Origin of the sequence: Bradyrhizobium lablabi, assembly GCF_018131005.1 — a bacterium.
GTDB lineage: Bacteria > Pseudomonadota > Alphaproteobacteria > Rhizobiales > Xanthobacteraceae > Bradyrhizobium > Bradyrhizobium lablabi_D.
The window spans coordinates 189,117-207,219 of the sequence record NZ_JAFCJK010000003.1; the positions used below are offsets into that span (position 1 = coordinate 189,117).

General features: G+C 63.5%; 15 protein-coding genes. 6 read left to right on the plus strand and 9 right to left on the minus strand.

Going from position 1 to position 18,103, the window contains the following annotated elements; translation table 11 throughout:
* The first annotated feature begins 1 nt into the window (after position 1).
* A complete protein-coding gene (locus tag JQ553_RS10785; RefSeq protein WP_212499924.1) occupies positions 2-2,317 on the plus strand; it encodes a molybdopterin cofactor-binding domain-containing protein in 2,316 nt (771 codons plus the stop codon).
* A 69-nt stretch (positions 2,318-2,386) separates the two neighbouring features.
* Positions 2,387-2,656, plus strand: a complete 270-nt coding sequence (locus JQ553_RS10790) for a hypothetical protein (protein ID WP_249144153.1) — start codon at positions 2,387-2,389, stop codon at positions 2,654-2,656.
* A 64-nt stretch (positions 2,657-2,720) separates the two neighbouring features.
* Here the strand turns inward: JQ553_RS10790 and JQ553_RS10795 are convergent, their stop codons facing one another.
* The 3 genes from JQ553_RS10795 to JQ553_RS10805 form a co-directional block, all read right to left on the minus strand.
* Positions 2,721-4,448, minus strand: coding sequence for a methanol/ethanol family PQQ-dependent dehydrogenase (locus tag JQ553_RS10795; RefSeq protein ID WP_212499925.1), 1,728 nt, complete (start codon positions 4,446-4,448; stop codon positions 2,721-2,723).
* 66 nt (positions 4,449-4,514) lie between these two features.
* Positions 4,515-5,162, minus strand: coding sequence for a ubiquinol-cytochrome c reductase iron-sulfur subunit (locus JQ553_RS10800; RefSeq protein ID WP_212499926.1), 648 nt, complete (start codon positions 5,160-5,162; stop codon positions 4,515-4,517).
* A 136-nt stretch (positions 5,163-5,298) separates the two neighbouring features.
* Positions 5,299-5,634 (minus strand): hypothetical protein, encoded by a 336-nt coding sequence (locus tag JQ553_RS10805; RefSeq protein ID WP_212499927.1) that lies wholly within the window; start codon positions 5,632-5,634, stop codon positions 5,299-5,301.
* Positions 5,635-5,681: 47 nt separating this feature from the next.
* Between JQ553_RS10805 and JQ553_RS10810 the strand changes: the two genes are divergently transcribed.
* Together JQ553_RS10810 and rpoH are read left to right on the plus strand one after the other, a co-directional pair.
* Positions 5,682-6,662 carry an RluA family pseudouridine synthase gene (locus JQ553_RS10810; protein WP_212500356.1) on the plus strand — a complete coding sequence of 327 codons (981 nt, stop codon included), beginning with the start codon at positions 5,682-5,684 and terminating at the stop codon, positions 6,660-6,662.
* 216 nt (positions 6,663-6,878) lie between these two features.
* Positions 6,879-7,775, plus strand: a complete 897-nt coding sequence (gene rpoH / locus JQ553_RS10815) for an RNA polymerase sigma factor RpoH (RefSeq protein ID WP_212500357.1) — start codon at positions 6,879-6,881, stop codon at positions 7,773-7,775.
* A gap of 145 nt (positions 7,776-7,920) precedes the next feature.
* Here the strand turns inward: rpoH and JQ553_RS10820 are convergent, their stop codons facing one another.
* Together JQ553_RS10820 and JQ553_RS10825 are read right to left on the minus strand one after the other, a co-directional pair.
* On the minus strand, positions 7,921-9,141 hold the full coding sequence (locus JQ553_RS10820; protein ID WP_212499928.1) for a GGDEF domain-containing protein: 1,221 nt from the start codon (positions 9,139-9,141) through the stop codon (positions 7,921-7,923).
* 642 nt (positions 9,142-9,783) lie between these two features.
* Positions 9,784-10,209, minus strand: a complete 426-nt coding sequence (locus JQ553_RS10825; RefSeq protein WP_212499929.1) for a response regulator — start codon at positions 10,207-10,209, stop codon at positions 9,784-9,786.
* A 134-nt stretch (positions 10,210-10,343) separates the two neighbouring features.
* Between JQ553_RS10825 and JQ553_RS10830 the strand changes: the two genes are divergently transcribed.
* A complete protein-coding gene (locus JQ553_RS10830; RefSeq protein ID WP_212499930.1) occupies positions 10,344-11,195 on the plus strand; it encodes an SDR family oxidoreductase in 852 nt (283 codons plus the stop codon).
* Between the two features lie 33 nt (positions 11,196-11,228).
* Here JQ553_RS10830 and JQ553_RS10835 read toward each other — a convergent pair whose 3' ends face one another.
* Positions 11,229-12,077, minus strand: coding sequence for an FRG domain-containing protein (locus tag JQ553_RS10835; RefSeq protein WP_212499931.1), 849 nt, complete (start codon positions 12,075-12,077; stop codon positions 11,229-11,231).
* 158 nt (positions 12,078-12,235) lie between these two features.
* Positions 12,236-13,042 carry a lytic transglycosylase domain-containing protein gene (locus tag JQ553_RS10840; RefSeq protein WP_212499932.1) on the minus strand — a complete coding sequence of 269 codons (807 nt, stop codon included), beginning with the start codon at positions 13,040-13,042 and terminating at the stop codon, positions 12,236-12,238.
* A gap of 155 nt (positions 13,043-13,197) precedes the next feature.
* On the opposite strand from JQ553_RS10840, the gene JQ553_RS10845 reads away from it, so the two are divergent.
* A complete protein-coding gene (locus JQ553_RS10845) occupies positions 13,198-13,434 on the plus strand; it encodes a hypothetical protein (protein WP_212500358.1) in 237 nt (78 codons plus the stop codon).
* Positions 13,435-13,498: 64 nt separating this feature from the next.
* Here JQ553_RS10845 and rpoD read toward each other — a convergent pair whose 3' ends face one another.
* The gene (gene rpoD, locus JQ553_RS10850) at positions 13,499-15,643 is read right to left on the minus strand and encodes an RNA polymerase sigma factor RpoD (protein ID WP_212499933.1); all 2,145 of its coding nucleotides are present in this window, start codon (positions 15,641-15,643) and stop codon (positions 13,499-13,501) included.
* A 368-nt stretch (positions 15,644-16,011) separates the two neighbouring features.
* Positions 16,012-18,003 carry a DNA primase gene (dnaG, locus tag JQ553_RS10855; protein WP_212499934.1) on the minus strand — a complete coding sequence of 664 codons (1,992 nt, stop codon included), beginning with the start codon at positions 18,001-18,003 and terminating at the stop codon, positions 16,012-16,014.
* Between the last annotated feature and the right edge of the window lie 100 nt (positions 18,004-18,103).

An 18,103-nucleotide genomic window follows, 5' to 3' on the forward strand; every position in this document is an offset into this window, starting at 1 on the left:
CATGAACATCCTCACCAATCCCCGCAAGCTTCGCGGCTTCGAGAAGCACGTCAAGGTAGAGAACGTTTCCCGTCGCAGCATCCTGAAGGGCCTCGGCATCGCCGGCAGCTTCGTGCTCGCCGCGCCCGTGATGTCGCGCCCGGCCTTCGCGTACGAGACCGGCGCCGGCAAGATGCCTCATGGCGTCGTGATCGACCCGCGCGTATTCGTGGCAATCGCGCCCGACGGCATCGTTACCATCGTGGCACACCGTTCCGAGATGGGAACCGGAGTCCGCACCAGCCTGCCGCTGGTCGTTGCCGAGGAAATGGATGCCGACTGGTCACGCGTCCGCGTCCAGCAGGCGCATGGCGACGAGGTCAAATTCGGCAACCAGGATACCGACGGCTCGCGCAGCACGCGGCACTATTTGATCCCGATGCGCCAGATCGGCGCCTCGGCGCGCTCGATGCTGGAAGCCGCCGCCGCAAAGAAGTGGGGCGTGCCGGCGACCGAAGTGAAGGCGCAAAACCACGAGGTCGTTCACAGCGCGAGCGGACGCCGCATCGGCTTCGGCGATCTTGCCGCCGACGCCGCCAAGGAATCGGTGCCGGGTATCGAGGGCCTCAAGCTCAAGGATCCGAAGAATTTCCGCTATCTCGGCAAGGGCGAGGTCAGCATTGTCGACCTGCGCGACATCACCACCGGCAAGGCGCATTATGGCGCCGATGTCCGCCTGCCCGGCCTGAAATACGCCGTGATCGCGCGTCCCCCCGTCACCGGCGGCAAGTTGGTGTCATTTGATGGCAGCGCGGCCATGAAGGTGTCGGGCGTCGAGAAAGTGATGGAGGTCAAGGGATGGCCGTGGCCGTCCAAGTTCCAACCGCTCGGCGGTGTGGCGGTGATCGCGCGCAACACGGGCGCGGCGATCAAGGGCCGCGACGCGCTGAAGATCGTGTGGGATGATGGCGCCAACGGCAAATATGACTCTGTGGCTTATCGTGCCTCACTCGAGGAAGCCGCGCGAAAACCCGGCCTCGTCGTGCGTAAGGAAGGAGATGTCGAGGCGGCGCTCAAGAGCGCCGACAAGGTGATCACAGGCGAGTACTACCTGCCGCACCTCGCCCATGTCAGCATGGAGCCGCCGGTAGCGGTCGCTGACGTCAAGGGCGACCGGGCCGAGATCTGGGCGCCGGTGCAGAGCCCGGGTGGCACACGCGAGGATGTCGCCAAGACGCTCGGTATCCCCGAGGACAATGTCACCGTCAACGTCACGCTGCTTGGCGGCGGCTTCGGACGCAAATCGAAATGCGATTTCGCGCTCGAGGCGGCGCTACTGTCGAAGGAGCTCAACGCACCGGTGAAGGTGCAATGGACCCGCGAGGACGACGTTCGTCACGACTTCCTGCACACGGTCTCGGTGGAACGGATCGAGGCGGGCCTCGACAAGAACGGCAAGGTGATCGCCTGGCGGCACCGCAGCGTGGCGCCGACCATCGCCTCGACCTTCGCGGCCGGTGCTAACCACGCGGCCCCCTTCGAACTGGGCATGGGCCTGATCGACAATCCTTTCGAGATTGCGAACCTGCAATGCGAGAATCCGGAAGCCGCTGCGTTCACGCGCATCGGCTGGTTCCGCTCGGTGTCGAACATCCCGCGCGCCTTTGCGGTGCAGTCGATGGTGGCGGAAATCGCGCATGCGACAGGCCGCGACCCGAAGGATATGCTGCTGGAACTGATTGGGTCGCCACGGATCGTCAACTTGTCCTCGGTGAAGGATCCCTGGAACTATGGCGAGCCCTACGACAGTTACCCGATCGACACCGCGCGGCTGCGAAAAGTGGTCGAACTCGTCGCCGAAAAGGGCGGCTGGGGGCGCACGGTGCCGAAGGGCCATGGCCTCGGCATCGCGGTGCATCGCAGCTTCGTGAGCTACATCGCGAGCATCGTCGAGGTGGCGGTCAGCGAAAAGGGCCAGCTTACGGTGCCGCGGGTGGACACCGCGATCGATTGCGGCACCTACATCAACCCGGAGCGCATCCAATCGCAAATCGAAGGGGCCGCAATCATGGGCTTGAGTCTCGCCAAGTATGGCGAGATCTCTTTCAAGGACGGCAAGGTGGAGCAGGGCAATTTTGACGATTTCCCGGTGATCCGAATCGACGAATCTCCTGCCGTGACCAACGTCTACATCGTGCCTCCGGGTCCGGACACGCCACCGAGCGGCGTCGGCGAACCCGGCGTGCCGCCGTTCGCACCGGCCCTGATCAATGCGATCTTTGCCGCGACCGGAAAGCGTTTGCGCGCACTCCCGATCGGCAAGCAACTGGAGACTTGAGGCGGGCACCATAAAGATGGAACGATAGACGGAAGCAGCCGTTTTCATCGATCTGACAGGAGCGGATCGATGAACGCACTTCCCATGACGAACCGGACGCTCGCGGCATCCCTGCTCGCGGGCGTCCTCGCTTTAGGTATCCAGAGCGCCAGCGCTCAGAGCAACGCGCCATCGAGCACCGCGACAAGGCCCGCCAAGGTGCTGCCGAACCAGACGTCGGTTCCCGGCAACGGCCCGCCGGCGACCACCAGCCAGACCACCGGCGAAGCCAGCCGTGATCCGACCATCAAGAAGATGAACGACGACGAGAAGCGGAAGGTCGATACCAAAGGCAAATAGAACAAGAAGCGGCGGACTTTCATCCGCCGCTTCCCTGCCGAGCCGCTGCTGTCTCGTGTCGCCGCTACTTCTTGACGGCAAAGACCCAGACGACGCCTCCTTGCGGCACGTTGTTCTCGAAGCCGGGAACCTTGCCCGCGAGCGCATCCTGGATGCGTTGCGCATCGACGCCCCAGCCCGACTGGACCGCGATATATTGCGTGCCGTCCACCTCATAGGAGACCGGCATGCCGACGATTCCCGAGTTGGTCTTCTGCTCCCACAGCAACTCGCCGGTCTTGGCGTCGAAGGCACGGAAGTTGCGGTCGTTGGTGCCGCCGGCAAAAACGAGATCACCGGCGGTCGCAGTCACCGAGGCGAATAGTTGCGATGTCTTGAAGTTGTGCGACCAGACCTTCTTTCCGGTCGCCGGGTCCCACGCCTGCAACTCGCCGAAATGAGTGGCATCGGGGGCCGGCGTCAGTCCGATGTCCTCAGGCTTGGTGCCGAGCCAAAGCTGGCCGGGGACCAGCGGCTCTTTCTCGCCGGTGAAGCCGCCGCAGAAATTCTCGTTGGCGGGAACGTAGACGAGCTTGGTGTTTTGGCTGTAAGCCGCCGACGGCCAGTCCTTGCCGCCCCATAGCGACGGACAGAACTCGACCCGTTTGCCCATCACCGGCTTGTGCGCGGGATCGACGATCGGCCGGCCGGTCTCGGCTTCGATGCCCTTCCAGACATTGGTCTTAACGAATGGCCAGCCGGTGACGTAGTTGACCTTGTCAGCCTTGCGCTCCAGCACCCAGAAGATCGCATCGCGGCCCGGATGGATCAGGCTCTTGAACGAACGCCCGTCGCGCTGCAGGTCGATCAACATCGGCGCCTCGACCTCGTCCCAGTCCCAGGAATCGTTCTGGTGATACTGGAAGTGGGTCTTGATCTTGCCGGTCTCGGGATCGAGACCAAGCACGGAGCTGGTGTAGAGATTGTCGCCGGCGTGGGCTGATCCCGGCCACGGCGCGGCGTTGCCGACACCCCAGTAGACCGTCTTGGTATCCTTGTCGTAGTTGCCGGTCATCCAGGCCGATCCACCGCCCGACTTCCAGTCGTCACCGCTCCAGGTCTCATGGCCCGGCTCGCCTTCGCCGGGAATGGTAAAGGTGCGCCACAATTCCTTGCCGCTGTCGGCATCGTAGGCGACGACGTAGCCGCGCACGCCGAACTCACCGCCGGAACCGCCGACGATCACCTTGCCGTCGACCACCAGCGGCATCAGCGTCAGGTATTGCCCCTTCTTGTAGTCCTGCACCTTGGTGTCCCACAGCACCTTACCGGTTTTGGCGTCGAGCGCGACGACATGGTCGTCCGTGGTGGCGAGATAGAGCTTGTCCTGCCAAAGGCCGACGCCGCGGCTGGTCGGGTGCAGCTGGAACAGGTCGTCAGGGAGCTGCCGCTTGTAGCGCCAATATTCCTCGCCGGTCTTGGCGTTGAGCGCGATGACCTGCCCCGTCGGGGTCGCGACGAACATCACGCCATTGTTGACGATCGGCGGCGCTTCGTGGCCCTCGATCACGCCGGTGGAGAAGGTCCACACGGGTACCAGGTTCTTGACGTTGGAGGTGTTGATCTGGGTGAGCGGACTATAGCCCTGTCCGTCGTAGGTCCGGCGATAGAGCATCCAGTTGCCGGGTTCGGGATTTTCGAGACGTGCTGCCGTTACCGGGCTGTAGTTTTCGATCGGCCCTGCGACGGCGTAAGTCGAGACGAGGCATGTGAACGCGACACAATTCGACAATAACCACTGTTTCCTGCTCATGAGATGCTACCTCCCTAATCTGGTTGTTTTTTCAGTTCTAGGTCGTGCAGAAATCCCGATGCGGCCTCATCCTCCCTGCTGGGCGCCCACCTTTCCGACGAACGTTGCTGCGACAGTGATTGCGCCGTCCGCGATCGCGAGCGGCAATGCTGCCAGGCGCCGCGGCGCCGGCCCGAATACGACCTGCGCATTCTGCCGCGGGTCGTATTCGGAATTGTGGCACATGCATTTGAGGACGGCCTTGTCGCCCTGCTCCTGCTTGACCCAGGCGGTGATCGGGCAACCGGCGTGCGTGCAGATGACGGAATAGCCGACGATGCCGTCGGCGGCGCGCGCGCGCGTGTCGTCGTCGAGTTCGTTCGGGTCGAGCTTGACGATGACGACCTCGTTCAGTCGCGAACCTTTGCGCACGACCGACGTTTTCGGATCTTTCGGCCAGGCGCGCAGCGGTGGCCCGCCGAGCTTCAGGTCATCCGGCTTGATGACTTCGCCCGCCTTGTCGCCTTCGGCGCGAACCAGCAGATCGGCCTTTTGCGGCCGCTCATTGCTGCCCGGCTGTTCGTCTTCGGCAACGACGGGCTCGTTTGTCGCGAGGCAGGCGCAACCCGCGAGCGCGCTCAACAACAGCGTCCGCCGCGTGGGGTCTGCGCTTGGAACCACCCGTCTTGATTCATCGATCTGTTCGATCGAAGCGCTGAGGTTGGACTCCGACATGGCTCAAGCTGAACGTGCAACTCAGCCGAAAAGATGGCGGCAGACAATCTCGACGGCAAACGCAGGTGCAATATATGCTTTGGATACTTTGCACTCTTGGGTTGATCAGCCGCCCAGGTTCGCGATTGCTTAGGTGTCAGGGCTCGCTGACGAATGTCAGCCGGCCGGCCGGCTTCAGCGTCTTTGTATCGAACGTGCGGATCTCGGTTGCACCGCCTATATCAAGTGTCACCACCAGCCGATCGCCGGCGACGCCGGTCGAGACGATGCGGGCGCCCTTCGGCAGCGCAGCGGCGACGTCGGTTACCGATGCGGGGCTTCCCTCGCCGCGATAAAGGCGGTAGCCGATAGCTGTCAGCACGACCGCCACCGCCAGCGCTGAGGTCAGGCCCGCGATCAGCATCATGCGTCGCACCCGCGCGATCAGCGCAGCCTGTTCGGGGGTCGGTTCAGTCACGGCGGTGTCGGTCATCACAAGGCTTTCTTTTGCAGCACGTCTTTTCGAATAGCGGTCGGAGGCTGGAGGTCATTGTCGCGGGCGATGAGGGATCGGCCCGGCTCGACCGTGTGCTCGCGGTGCGTCACCCCGAGTTGTCGCGGTCGCGGCTAAAGTCGCTGATTCTCGCCGGTTCCGTGACTGTCAGGAACACGCCAATCCGCGACCCCGCTTATCATGTCGCCAGCGGCGATACGATCACAATCGACATCCCGGAGGCGGAGCCGGCCGAACCTCAGGGCGAGGAGATTGCGCTCGATATCGTGTTCGAGGACGACGACATCATCGTCATTGATAAGCCGAAGGGCCTCGTCGTGCATCCCGCCGCCGGCCACGCCACCGGCACGCTGGTCAACGCGCTCATCGCGCATTGCGGCACAAGCCTGTCCGGCATCGGCGGCGTCAGGCGGCCGGGCATCGTGCACCGCCTCGACAAGGACACGACGGGGTTGATGGTCGTCGCCAAGAACGACCGGGCCCATCAGTCGCTGACGGCGCAATTCGCGGATCACGGCCGCACCGGTCCGATGCAGCGCGGCTACATGGCCTTCGCCTGGGGCGTGCCAAACCGCCCCCATGGCACCATTGACGCGCCGATCGACCGCCACCCGCATGCCCGCGAGAAGATGGCCGTGCGCCAGGGCGGCCGCGAGGCGATCACCCATTTCGAGCAGCGGCAGAGCTTTGCCGGCCGGGACGGCAAGCCGGTCGCCTGCCTGCTCGCCTGCCGGCTCGAGACGGGCCGCACCCATCAGATCCGGGTCCATCTCGCCCATCTCGGCCATCCCCTGATCGGGGACTCCGTCTACGGCTCGCATTTCAAGACCAAGGCCAGTCATCTTGGGCCGCAGGCGCAAGCCGCGATTGCCGCCCTCGACCGGCAGGGCCTGCACGCCTATCTGCTCGCGTTGGAACATCCCCGGACCGGGCAAATTTTGCGCTGGGAGACGCCTTTGCCGGAGGATTTGCTTCTCCTGCAACGCGCGCTGGAGGCGGCGCTATGACGCAGAATCGTTAAAAAATAGCAATTATGACAACAGGTTATGGCAGCCACACGGGGACGTGACGTCAGCAATCCTTCCCTATTCGCCCCTGTTTAGTGTATGGTGCAGCTACGTTGGATGACCAACGCGGAACATCGCAGCACGGTCGGCTTTAACACAGCGGCCGCCTGCCGGGCCCGCCGCTATCGGGGGCCTGAACCACTGGAGGGCGCTAGAATGGCCCGTACAGCTACGTTACCGGTTCTCAACGGAGAATCTGGTCTTTCTCGATACCTCGCCGAGATCCGCAAGTTTCCCATGCTGGAGCCCCAGCAGGAGTACATGCTCGCCAAGCGTTGGCGTGAGCATGATGACCGCGACGCGGCGCATAAACTCGTGACCAGCCACCTCAGGCTCGTGGCCAAGATCGCCATGGGTTACCGCGGCTACGGCTTGCCCATTTCCGAGGTCGTCTCGGAAGGCAACGTCGGCCTGATGCAGGCAGTCAAGCGATTCGAGCCCGACAAGGGCTTCCGTCTCGCCACCTACGCCATGTGGTGGATCAAGGCGTCAATTCAAGAGTATATTCTGCGGTCGTGGTCGCTCGTGAAGATGGGCACAACCGCGAACCAGAAGAAGCTGTTCTTCAACCTGCGTAAGGCGAAGAGCAAGATTTCGGCCCTGGAAGACGGTGATCTCCACCCCGACCAGGTGAAACTGATCGCCAAGCGCCTCGGTGTGACCGATCAGGACGTGATCGACATGAACCGTCGCCTCGGCGGCGACGCCTCGCTCAACGCCCCGATCCGCGATGACGGTGAAGCGGGTGAGTGGCAGGACTGGCTGGTCGATACCGCTCCGAACGCGGAGGCCATCATGGCCGAAACCGAGGAGTTCGATCATCGCCGCCAGGCTCTGAACGGCGCGATCGGTGTGCTCAACCCGCGCGAACGCCGCATCTTCGAGGCGCGGCGTCTTGCCGATGAGCCGATGACGCTGGAAGATCTGGCCGCCGAGTTCGGCGTGTCGCGCGAGCGCGTTCGGCAGATCGAGGTCCGCGCTTTTGAAAAGGTGCAGTCGGCCGTCAAGGGCACGATCGCCAGACAGGAAGCCGAACTGGAAGCCGCGCACTGAAAACTCGCGGTACAGCAAGAGATGCGAAAGCCGGCGGAAACGCCGGCTTTTTTGTAGGCTACTCACCCCGCTCCCGTGCCTCGTCGCGAGCGCGCTGTGCGCATAGACGCGGTCGAGCGGGATGCGGATAGCGCGCGCAGCACGCTCAGGCGCGCCTGCGCAGCGCCGCCTCCGCCAGTTCGACCATGTCGGGAACCAGCGCCGGAGCCGGCTCGTAGGCGGCATAGCTGTTCTTGCCGCCCTTCTTGGCTTCGTAGAGCGCATGGTCAGCCGCCGCGATCAACCGGTCGGGATGCGCGCCGATTTCGCGGGTCCATTGCGCGACGCCGATCGAGACCGCGATCGGGATGTCGTTGCCGGTACACTGCGCCGCATCGACGCGGCAGACTTCCAGCACGCGGCGCGCGATCATCGCACCCTCGCGCAGCGTCGACGACGGCAGCACGATGCAGAACTCGTCGCCGCCGGTGCGGGCCAGCATGTCGCCGGGCCGGAGCCTGGTCTGCGCCATCAGGGTGAAATGCTGCAGGCACGCATCGCCGGCGGCATGGCCATGGGTGTCGTTGATGACCTTGAAGCCATCGAGGTCGATCACCAGCAGCGCAAACGGCTCGCCGCTGCGGTCCGACCGCGCGCATTCTTCCGCGAGCCGCTGCGCGAGGTGACGGCGGTTGCCGACGCCTGTGAGGTCGTCGATCAGCGCGAGGTCGGCGACCTCGTTGCGCAGGCGGTCCATCGCCATCAGCAGAAAACCGAAGTTCAGCGCCATCGACAGGAACACCAGCGACAGGATCACGAGCGACTGGCTGGCGTTGAAACGGATGAAGGAGAATTCGCCGGATTGTAGCAGCGCGCCGACGAGGCGCAGCACATAGATGCCGATGATCAGGCTTGCGACGATTCCGGCAAGCCGGGCGCCCGGGGAGACGTGACCGTTCTCGGGCGTCAGCAACAGCTTCAGCGCGAGCGCCATCGGCGCGACCTGCGCGAGCGTATAGATGAGGATGCGCATCTGCATGCTGTCGTACACGAAGATGAAGGTACTCAGTCCGGCAAAGGTGAGGCCGCTGAGCAGCGCGGTACCGCGCCACGTCACGGGGCGGTCGTGGAAGCGCATGACGCCCATCGCGGCGAGGCAGGCTGCGAACACCAGCACCGTGCCCGCGACCAGGAGCGGCACCAGCGATTCCATCGTCACCACGCGCACCATCGCGCTTGCCGCACCCGCGGCGGCGGCGAAAGCCGAGCCGGTCCAGAAGCGTGCCGCGCCGAACGCGGGATAGCTGCGCGCTACGTAGGCCCAGATCAGGCCGAGCGCGAGAAAGTTGATGACGAACACCGTCCAAAGCGTCGGAACGCTCAGCATCGCACTTCCGAGACCGCCTTGGCCCCGTTCCCCTCTGATTGAACCACCCGCCTCCGGGCTTCTCGCGGCGACAATCCCCGTTGTCCTGCGGGCCAAAATGCAGCCGCGCCGCTTAACGGACTGTCACCGCCATGCGCGCCAATCCATGCCGTGGTTTTAAATTGATGAAGAGCAGCGCGTTCCGTATTTGCGCCACGTTAAGCATGAGGCGAAATGTCGGCCGGGCCGCGCAGAATTTTGCGAAAAGATGCCGAAAACTCCTAACAACTGTGGATAACGCAATGACAGCGCCGTGACAGCACGCGGCAGCAGCCTGCGAATCTGCTGAGTTTGCGATCGAGGATGTTGCGAGGCTGGCCCTCCGCCAAGCATGCCTCGGTGTCGCGTTCAATCCATTTAACCCTGAGAGGATACTATGGCTAAGAAAGCGAAGAAGGCAAAGAAGGCGAAGAAGGCCAAGAAGGCGAAAAAGGCCAAGAAGTAGACAGATCCCGCCCGGGTAGAGGCTCTTGCCCTGCCCGGGCATCCAGACCAGGGACATTTTCAGCGGGCGAAAGGCCCGCTTTTTGTTTTGTCGATCGTCTTTCAGGCACGCCGCTCAGCTCATGCGCCGTCCCCGGATTCTCCGAGGACGACGCACCGTCATGAAGACCCGCGCGAGCCGCCCGCGCCGTTTCCGAAGAGCGCAGGCACCTTCGCTTCGGCAACCATCTCGGCGACGCGGATCACGTCCAGCGGCGCCCACGGCTTTGCCCAGAACGTGGCGCCGTCGGGCAACGGCTGTCGCAGCGGCCTGCCCGAGGTGACGATGACGTCGAGGTCGGGGTTGTGCTTCTTGGCGACATGGGCGAGCTCGACGCCGTTCATGTGCCCGGCCAGTTCGACATCGGTCATCATCAGCACAACGTTGCCGCCGCCATCCTGCAGCACCAGCTCGGCGGCCTCGGCGCTCTCGCAGGCGATGACGTCGAAGTCACTCTCCTCCAGCAAAAGGCCGATCATCTCGCGCTGCATCGGGTCGTCCTCCACCACCAGCGCTTTTGCACGATAGGGCGTTGACTGTCCCATGGGTGTGCCTCCCTTGAATGGTCGTCAATTGAAGCGGACACAGACTAAATGCCTAGAAGCGCTGGATGGTTCGGTTCCAATTTGAGAAAAGTAGCGGAACCTGCTGCTCTCTACTGATTCGCACGGAGTTGCCCATGACCGCGATCCAGGGATCCGCCGCTGCCGTGACCGGGGCTGCGAGTGGCATCGGCCGGGCGCTCGCCCTTGAGCTGTCGCTGCGCGGTTGCGACCTGGCGCTGGCCGATCGCGACGAAGCCGGCCTGCAAGCGGTCGGCGCCGAGATCGCCAAGGCAAGCCAGCGCAAAGTCACTGCGCACCGCTTGGATGTCGGCGAGCCTGGCCAGATCGAGGACTTTGCAAGAGCTGCGATCACGGCGCATCCCGCCCTCAACATCGTCATCAACAATGCCGGTGTCGCCCTGCTTGGCCAGTTCGGCGAAATCGAGCAGGCGCAGATGGACTGGCTGTTCAACATCAACTTCTGGGGCACCGTGCATGCCACGCGCGCCTTCCTGCCGCAGCTTTCGCGACAGCGCGAGGCCCATATCGTCAACATCTCCTCGATTTTCGGCATCGTCGCTCCGCCCGGCCAGAGCGCCTATTGCGCGGCGAAATTCGCGGTGCGCGGCTTCTCTGAAAGTCTGCGCCACGAACTCGCGGTGGCCGGAAGCCCCGTCAAGCTGTCGGTGGTGCATCCTGGCGGGGTCGCCACCAACATCGCCCGCAATGCGCGCACCGGCACCGGCGTCACCGACAACGCCCGCCGCGCCCAATCGATCGAACGTTTCGATGCGCTGGCCAAGACCACGCCAGCCGCCGCAGCGCTCCGCATCATCGCCGGCATAGAGAAGAACCGGCCACGCATCCTGATCGGCAACGACGCCCGCTTCATGGACCTGCTGCAGCGGTTTCGTCCGGCGACGTACTGGAAGCCGCTGCAACGGCGGATCGAGAAGGCGGCGGCCAAGGTGGCGACGGCGAAGTGAGGTCGAAAGTCTGGAAGGAAAGTAAGGGCGCGATCACTCGCCCAACTGCTTCTTCACTTCCAACGCCAGCCTGTACAGCGGGTCGCTCCGCTCCGACGGATAGAGCGCTGTCTTCGCGACCCGCGGAAAATTGTCGTTCTTCCAGAACGTCGCCGGATCGAAGACGAACTTCGCGACCAGCCGCCGGCCGAAATCCATCTCGTAGGGAAAGTAGTTTTCCTTCTGCTCGTAGCCGGTCATGTCAGGGTATTCGCCGAGCAGGTAGCCCTCCTGGATGTGCGGCCGCACGGCGGACGGCGGGCAGACGCTGGAGAGACGGACGATCTGCAGGCCCGCTTCGGCGCTCGCGGTGATCGCGCCGCTCAGATTCGGCACGCCCAGCACATAGAGGAAGGCGGTGTCGGATCCGGCGAGCGAGGCAAAGGACGCGGCGATGCGGATCGAATGCGTGACGTCGAGCAGCGGCGTGGTGCAGACTTCGTAATGCTGCAGGATCGACCAGCGCAGGATCCGATGCCGCTTCAGCCGCTCGATGCCGAGCAGCTTTGCTTTGCTATACTCTGCGATCAGGATTTGCTCGGCGCGCTCGAGCGCCCCAAACCGCGTGACCAGCGTCGCTCGGTCCGGATTACCGCTGATGCCACGGAACAGCGTCGGCTTCAGCGAGCTGTTGCGCTTGACGTTCCGGTGGTCGGCGTCCTGGCCGCGAAACAGCAGCACATGGTCGCGGTTGAGGAATTGCAGCTCGGCGATTTTTGTTGCGAGCTCGAGATAGCTGCCGACGCGATGACCCGCGCCCTGCCGCACCGCCGTGTTCTTCGCGATCTGGCAACCCTTGCGATCGAAGAACGACCAGATCTTTTGGCTGCCGATCGTTTCCATGAGACCACCTGAAACCGTAGGGCGGATTAAGCGAAGCGTAATCCGCCGCAGCATCGCGTGTGATCGGCGGATTACGCCTTCGGCTAATCCGCCCTACGAAGCGGCCGCGGCCTGCGCTCGCAATGACCGCCGAGGCTGTCTGGGAATGAAGCTACACCTCATCTTCCCACGAGCTGATCCGCGAAATACCCGATCGTCTTGCGGTAGATCACGGCTCTGTTCCACTCGCGCATCGCCTCGAAATTCGCGCTGCCCTCGCCGTAGGGCGCGCCCATCTTGAAGCCGTTGGTGTGGAGCAGGTTCGCGGTCGAGGCCAGCACGTCAGGCACCGAGTGACGCAGATCGACATGGCCGTTGCCGTCGAAGTCGACGCCATATTTGATATAGGACGACGGCAGGAATTGCGTTTGGCCGATCTCGCCGGCATAGGCGCCGATCATGTCGTTCAGCCGGAGATCGCCGCGCTGCACGATCTTGAGCGCGGCGAGCAATTCGCCCTGGAACAGCTCGGTGCGGCGACAGTCATGCGCCAGCGTCGCGAGCACGCGGAAGACCGGCAGTTTGCCCATGTCGCCCTTGCCGAAATCGGTCTCCAATCCCCAGATCGCGACCAGGATCTGCCGGGGCACGCCGAATTTGGCCTCGACCTGCGAGAGCAGCGCCGCATGCCGCTGTAGCATCGCCCGCCCGGTATTGATCCGCCCCGGCCCGACGCGCGTCGAGACATACTGCTCGAAGCTCTTGTTGAAGGTGTAACGCTGCCGCCGGTCGAAGGCGAGCACGCCGCCATCCTGCTGCACGCCGCCGAGCGCTGAGGCGACGACGTCCTGCGAGATGCCGGCCGCCACTGCCTCCTGCGAAAAGCCCTGGATGAAGGTGTTGAAATTGCCGCCGCAGCGGGCGGCGTAGGCCGGGGTGGCTAACAACAGGACGCCGAACACAACCGCCAGACGACACCTGAGCATGCAAAAATCCCCCTGCTTTGTGCGGTCGATCATGCCATGGCGGAAACGACACAGTCAAAGCGTTGGCGCGGATCAATTACCGCGCAAGGCAGGTGAGGGCGAAGGCGCGTGCGAATTGCTTTGACAGCGGCGGCCCTATCGAGGACAAGCCGCGCATGCCGAAAAAACCCGGAACCAATCCCAAAGGCGAGTTCGCCTTCTTCAACGTGGTGTACGAAGACAACAGTCAACGTTCGAACCGCCGTGTGCCGGCCGAACTCCTCGGCGGGCTCGACGGAGACGAGCCGGCGCGTGCGTTCATCCGCGAGCAGGATCGAGAGATCGCCGAAAAATCCGGCCGGCCGCAGCTTGAGATCAAGAGCATCAGCCGGGTCGGGGTGAAGAAGAAATAAAGCGGACAAACGAAAACGGCGGGACGAGGCCCGCCGTTTTTGATCTGAATGGATGCCCGTCGGCTTAGTTGTCCAGGAACGACCGCAGCTTCCGCGACCTTGACGGATGCTTCAGCTTGCGCAGCGCCTTGGCCTCGATCTGACGGATGCGTTCGCGGGTGACCGAGAACTGCTGGCCGACTTCTTCCAGCGTGTGGTCAGTGTTCATGCCGATGCCGAAACGCATGCGCAGCACGCGTTCCTCACGCGGCGTCAGCGAGGCCAGCACGCGCGTGGTGGTCTCGCGCAGGTTGGACTGGATCGCCGCGTCGATCGGCAGGATCGCGTTCTTGTCCTCGATGAAATCGCCGAGGTGCGAATCCTCTTCGTCACCGACCGGCGTCTCGAGCGACAAGGGCTCCTTGGCGATCTTGAGGACCTTGCGGACCTTCTCCAGGGGCATGCCGAGCTTCTCTGCAAGCTCCTCCGGCGTCGGCTCGCGGCCGATCTCGTTCAGCATCTGGCGAGAGGTGCGCACGATCTTGTTGATCGTCTCGATCATGTGCACGGGGATTCGGATGGTGCGGGCCTGGTCCGCAATCGAGCGGGTGATCGCCTGCCGGATCCACCAGGTCGCGTAGGTCGAGAACTTGTAGCCGCGGCGGTATTCGAACTTGTCGACCGCCTTCATCAAGCCGATGTTGCCTTCCTGGATCAGGTCGAGGAACTGCAGGCCACGGTTGGTATATTTCTTGGCGATCGAAATCACCAGACGGAGGTTGGCTTCCACCATCTCCTTCTTGGCCTGACGGGCCTCGCGCTCGCCCTTCTGCACGCCGTGCACGATCTTGCGGAACTCGCCGATCTCGAGACCCGTGAGGGCTGCGAGCGACTGGATCTCGTGGCGCAGCTCCTTGATGCGGTCCTTCTCGTGATGGACGAAGTTCTTCCAGCCCTTGGCACCGAGCTTCGAGACGCGGTTCAGCCAGCGCGGATCGAGTTCCGAGCCCTGGTAGTTGCGCAGGAAATCGTCGCGCGCGACGCCGTGGCTGTCGGCAAGCCGCATCATGCGGCCTTCGAACGACACCAGCTTCTTGTTGATGTCGTAGAGCTGCTCGACAAGGGAATCGATGCGGGCCTGGTTCAGGCGCAACGACTTCACCTCGACAATGATTTCGTCCTTCAGCTTCTTGTACTTGCGCTCCTGGTGAGGAGAGAGCGACTCGCTCTGCAGCTGGTTCGCGATGTCCTGCTCCTGCAGGCGGCGCAGCTTCTTGTACTCGGATGCGATCTTGTCGAAGGTCTCGACGACCTTCGGCTTCAGCTCGGCCTCGATCGCCGCGAGCGACATCTGGTTCTCGAACTCGTCATCCTCCATGTCGGCTTCGGCCGCGGCCTCGCCCGGATCCTTCTCCTCGCCTTCGGCCTCGCCGCCGGCGGGCTGAGTGCGGAACGGAGTCGGTGACGGCGGAGCGGCGGGCGGCGAGACATGTGCTAGTGCGGCGGCTTCAGCGCCATTGCCATTGCCGCTGCCATTGGCCTCGGCGGGAGCTCCCTCAGCGCCGGCGCCTGCCATCAGGTTCGGATTGATGCCGCCCTTGGACTCCGGGCCGGCATAGGTGGCCTCAAGGTCGATGATGTCGCGAAGGAAGATCTTTCCCTCGTTGAGCTCGTCGCGCCAGATGATGATGGCCTGGAAAGTTAGCGGGCTCTCGCAGAGCCCGGCAATCATCGCCTCGCGGCCGGCCTCGATGCGCTTTGCGATCGCGATTTCACCTTCACGCGAGAGCAGCTCGACGGTGCCCATCTCGCGCAGATACATGCGCACGGGATCGTCGGTGCGCTCGCCCGGCTCGCTCTTCTTGACCTCGGTGACGGCCTTCTGCGTGACCTCGACGAGCTCGTTGTCGCTATCGTCGTCGGTGTCCTTGTCCTCTTCCTCGCCCTCGGAATCATCCGCCTCGGTGACGTTGATGCCCATGTCCGAGAGCATCGACATGATGTCCTCGATCTGTTCAGGCGAGGTGGTGTCGGAGGGCAGCACTTCGTTGAGCTGATCGAAGGTCACGAAGCCGCGCTTCTTGGCCTGCTTGATCATCTTCTTCACCGCGGCATCCGACAGGTCGAGCAACGGCGACGGCGCGTCGACGGAATCCTTCTCAGGGGCATCCGCTGCCTTGTCGTCTTTTTCCTTGTCCTTTACCTGCAGCGTCTTTGCCTTGGTGGCCATTCACTCAGCTCCCGAAACGCGCTCATGCGACATGGCGCCACGCGCACACGCCGCATCATTTTTCACCTGATCAACTCTCGATGCACAAAGGGCGGCGCAAAAGATCGCCACCCCTGCCATCCGCCTCGACGGTTTCCATTTGCCTAGCCCGTCGCGTCTTCCGCAAAAGTGGGTGCCGGTTCTATCATCAGAAGACGCGCCAGACCGAGAGGCTGACACATTTTCTTCGCGGGCCGACCGGGCACCACTTCGCCTGAAAATGCTACCGTAGCTATTAAGTTTCGCTTAACCCTGTTTTTGCAGCCAAACCATGGATTTGGCGAGTCTTTTCGCGAGCATGGCCAGCGTCGTCCGCATGATTTTTTTCACTAGACGCTGCGCTGGAACCGGCCCGACAATTCGCCAAAACCCTCGATCAGGGCCTCGGTCCCGTCAGCTTCTGCCATCCGGGCCTGGATATCCTGCAGCCATGCCAAATTGGCTTCGCTCGAATCTTCAGCCAAAGCCGCTTCCGCATCCTTTCGTTCCCTAAGTAAGGCATGAGTTTTCTGATGCAAGGCAACAAGTTGGCGCCAGGTCGATAAAACGTCCTCCCGCGCCGCGCCGACCCTCACGCCCCACACCGCCTGGGTTGTAATCGCCCGCTCAACCCTTTGAAGGATTTGGGAGAATCCTGCAGTCTCGAGATCGGAGCGCATTTTTTCGGCCTGCTCCTCTTCGTCGGGGGAATGGTGATGATCATGGGCGAAGGCAGCGATGATGCCGGCACGCAGCTTATGGGCCTCGGGATGGGCGAGTTCGAGGGCCGCGACCTCCTCCAGATGATCGTGCAGGAGCCAGGGGTGGTTGATCAGGGATTGCAGGATCAAGGCCTCGCGGCGGGAGATCGCGCTGCGCTGGCCCCGCATGATCGGGCTATTGGCGAGTTGGGGGCTTGCCGCCTGGTAGGGCCCGTGGGCAAGGCCGGTGACGGCGCCCCTCGGGCCTGACCGGCCGGCCGGAACGGGTCCGCGGGGGGCGAAACGGCGCCCTGATTCGCCGCCTATCGCGCCCCGGAAATTGCCGCGGCCGTACCCGCCGCGTCCATTCTCGGGGGCAAAGCTGCGCTGCAGGCGTTCGGCAAGATCCTGACGATAATAGCGGCGCACCACCTCGTCACGAATGCCGCCCGTGAGTTCGCCGATGCGCGCCTCCAGCGCCGCGCGCCGTTCCGGCGTGACAAAACTTCCGCCCTCGATCTCGCGGGACCAGATCATGTCGGCGAGCGGACGCGCGGCCGATATCACGTCCTCGATCGCGCCGCGGCCGCCCGACCGCGCGAGATCGTCGGGATCCTGCCCCTCCGGCAGCAATGCGAAGCGGAGACTCTTTCCCGGCTTGAGCAGCGGCAACGCGAGATCGGCGGCGCGATGGGCCGCCTTCTGCCCGGCGCGGTCACCGTCGAAGCAGAGGATCGGCTCGTCCGCCATCTTCCAGAGCAGCGCCAGCTGGTTCTCGGTCAGCGCCGTGCCGAGCGGCGCGACACTGGCGGCAAACCCCGCGTTGACCATGGCGATGACGTCGACATAGCCCTCGACCACGATGAGCTGTGCGCCGTTGTGCGCGGCCTGGCGGGCGGTGAAGAGGTTGTAGAGATTATCGCCCTTGTGAAACAGCGTGGTTTCCGGCGAATTCAGGTATTTTGCCGGAACGTCCTTCTCCAGCGCGCGCCCGCCGAAGGCGATGACGCGGCCGCGGGCGTCGGTGATCGGAAACATCACACGGTCGCGGAAGCGGTCGAACGGCACGGGCTTGTCCTCGCCCGAGACGAGAAGCCCTGCCTCCACCATGTCGTCGCTCGAGATGCCTAGCCCGCCGAGATGCTCCTTGAGCGCGAAGCGATCCGGCGGAGCGTAACCCATGCGGAACTGGAGCTGCGTCGCCGGCGAGATGCCGCGGTCGGCGAGATAGCCGCGTGCCTTGGCGCCGTTGCGCGAAGCCAGCGTGTCGGCGAAGAATTTGGCCGCCAGTTCCATCACGTCATGCAGCGTGCGGCGGCGCTGCTCGTGGCGCGCGGCGTCAGGCGTCGCCGCCGGCACCGCCATGCCCGCCATGCCCGCGAGCCGCTCAACCGCTTCCGGAAAGGTGACGCCCTCAGTCTCCATCACGAAGTCGAAGATGTTGCCGTGCCGGCCCGAGGAGAAGTCGTGGTAAAATCCCTTCTGGTCGTTGACTGTGAAGGACGGCGTCTTCTCCTGCTGGAACGGCGACAGTCCCTTCCACTCGCGCCCTGCCTTCTTGAGCTTGACGCGCTTGCCCACGACTTCCGATACCGGTAGCCGGGCACGCAGCTCATCAAGAAATTGGGGCGTGAAGCGCATGAAGGTGATTCGAGCCGGAGCGATGAGTCGGACAACCGGCTAGCCATATAGGGACGCCGGATGAAATACTAAGTTTGTGGTGGCTTTTCCGGGCTATTCA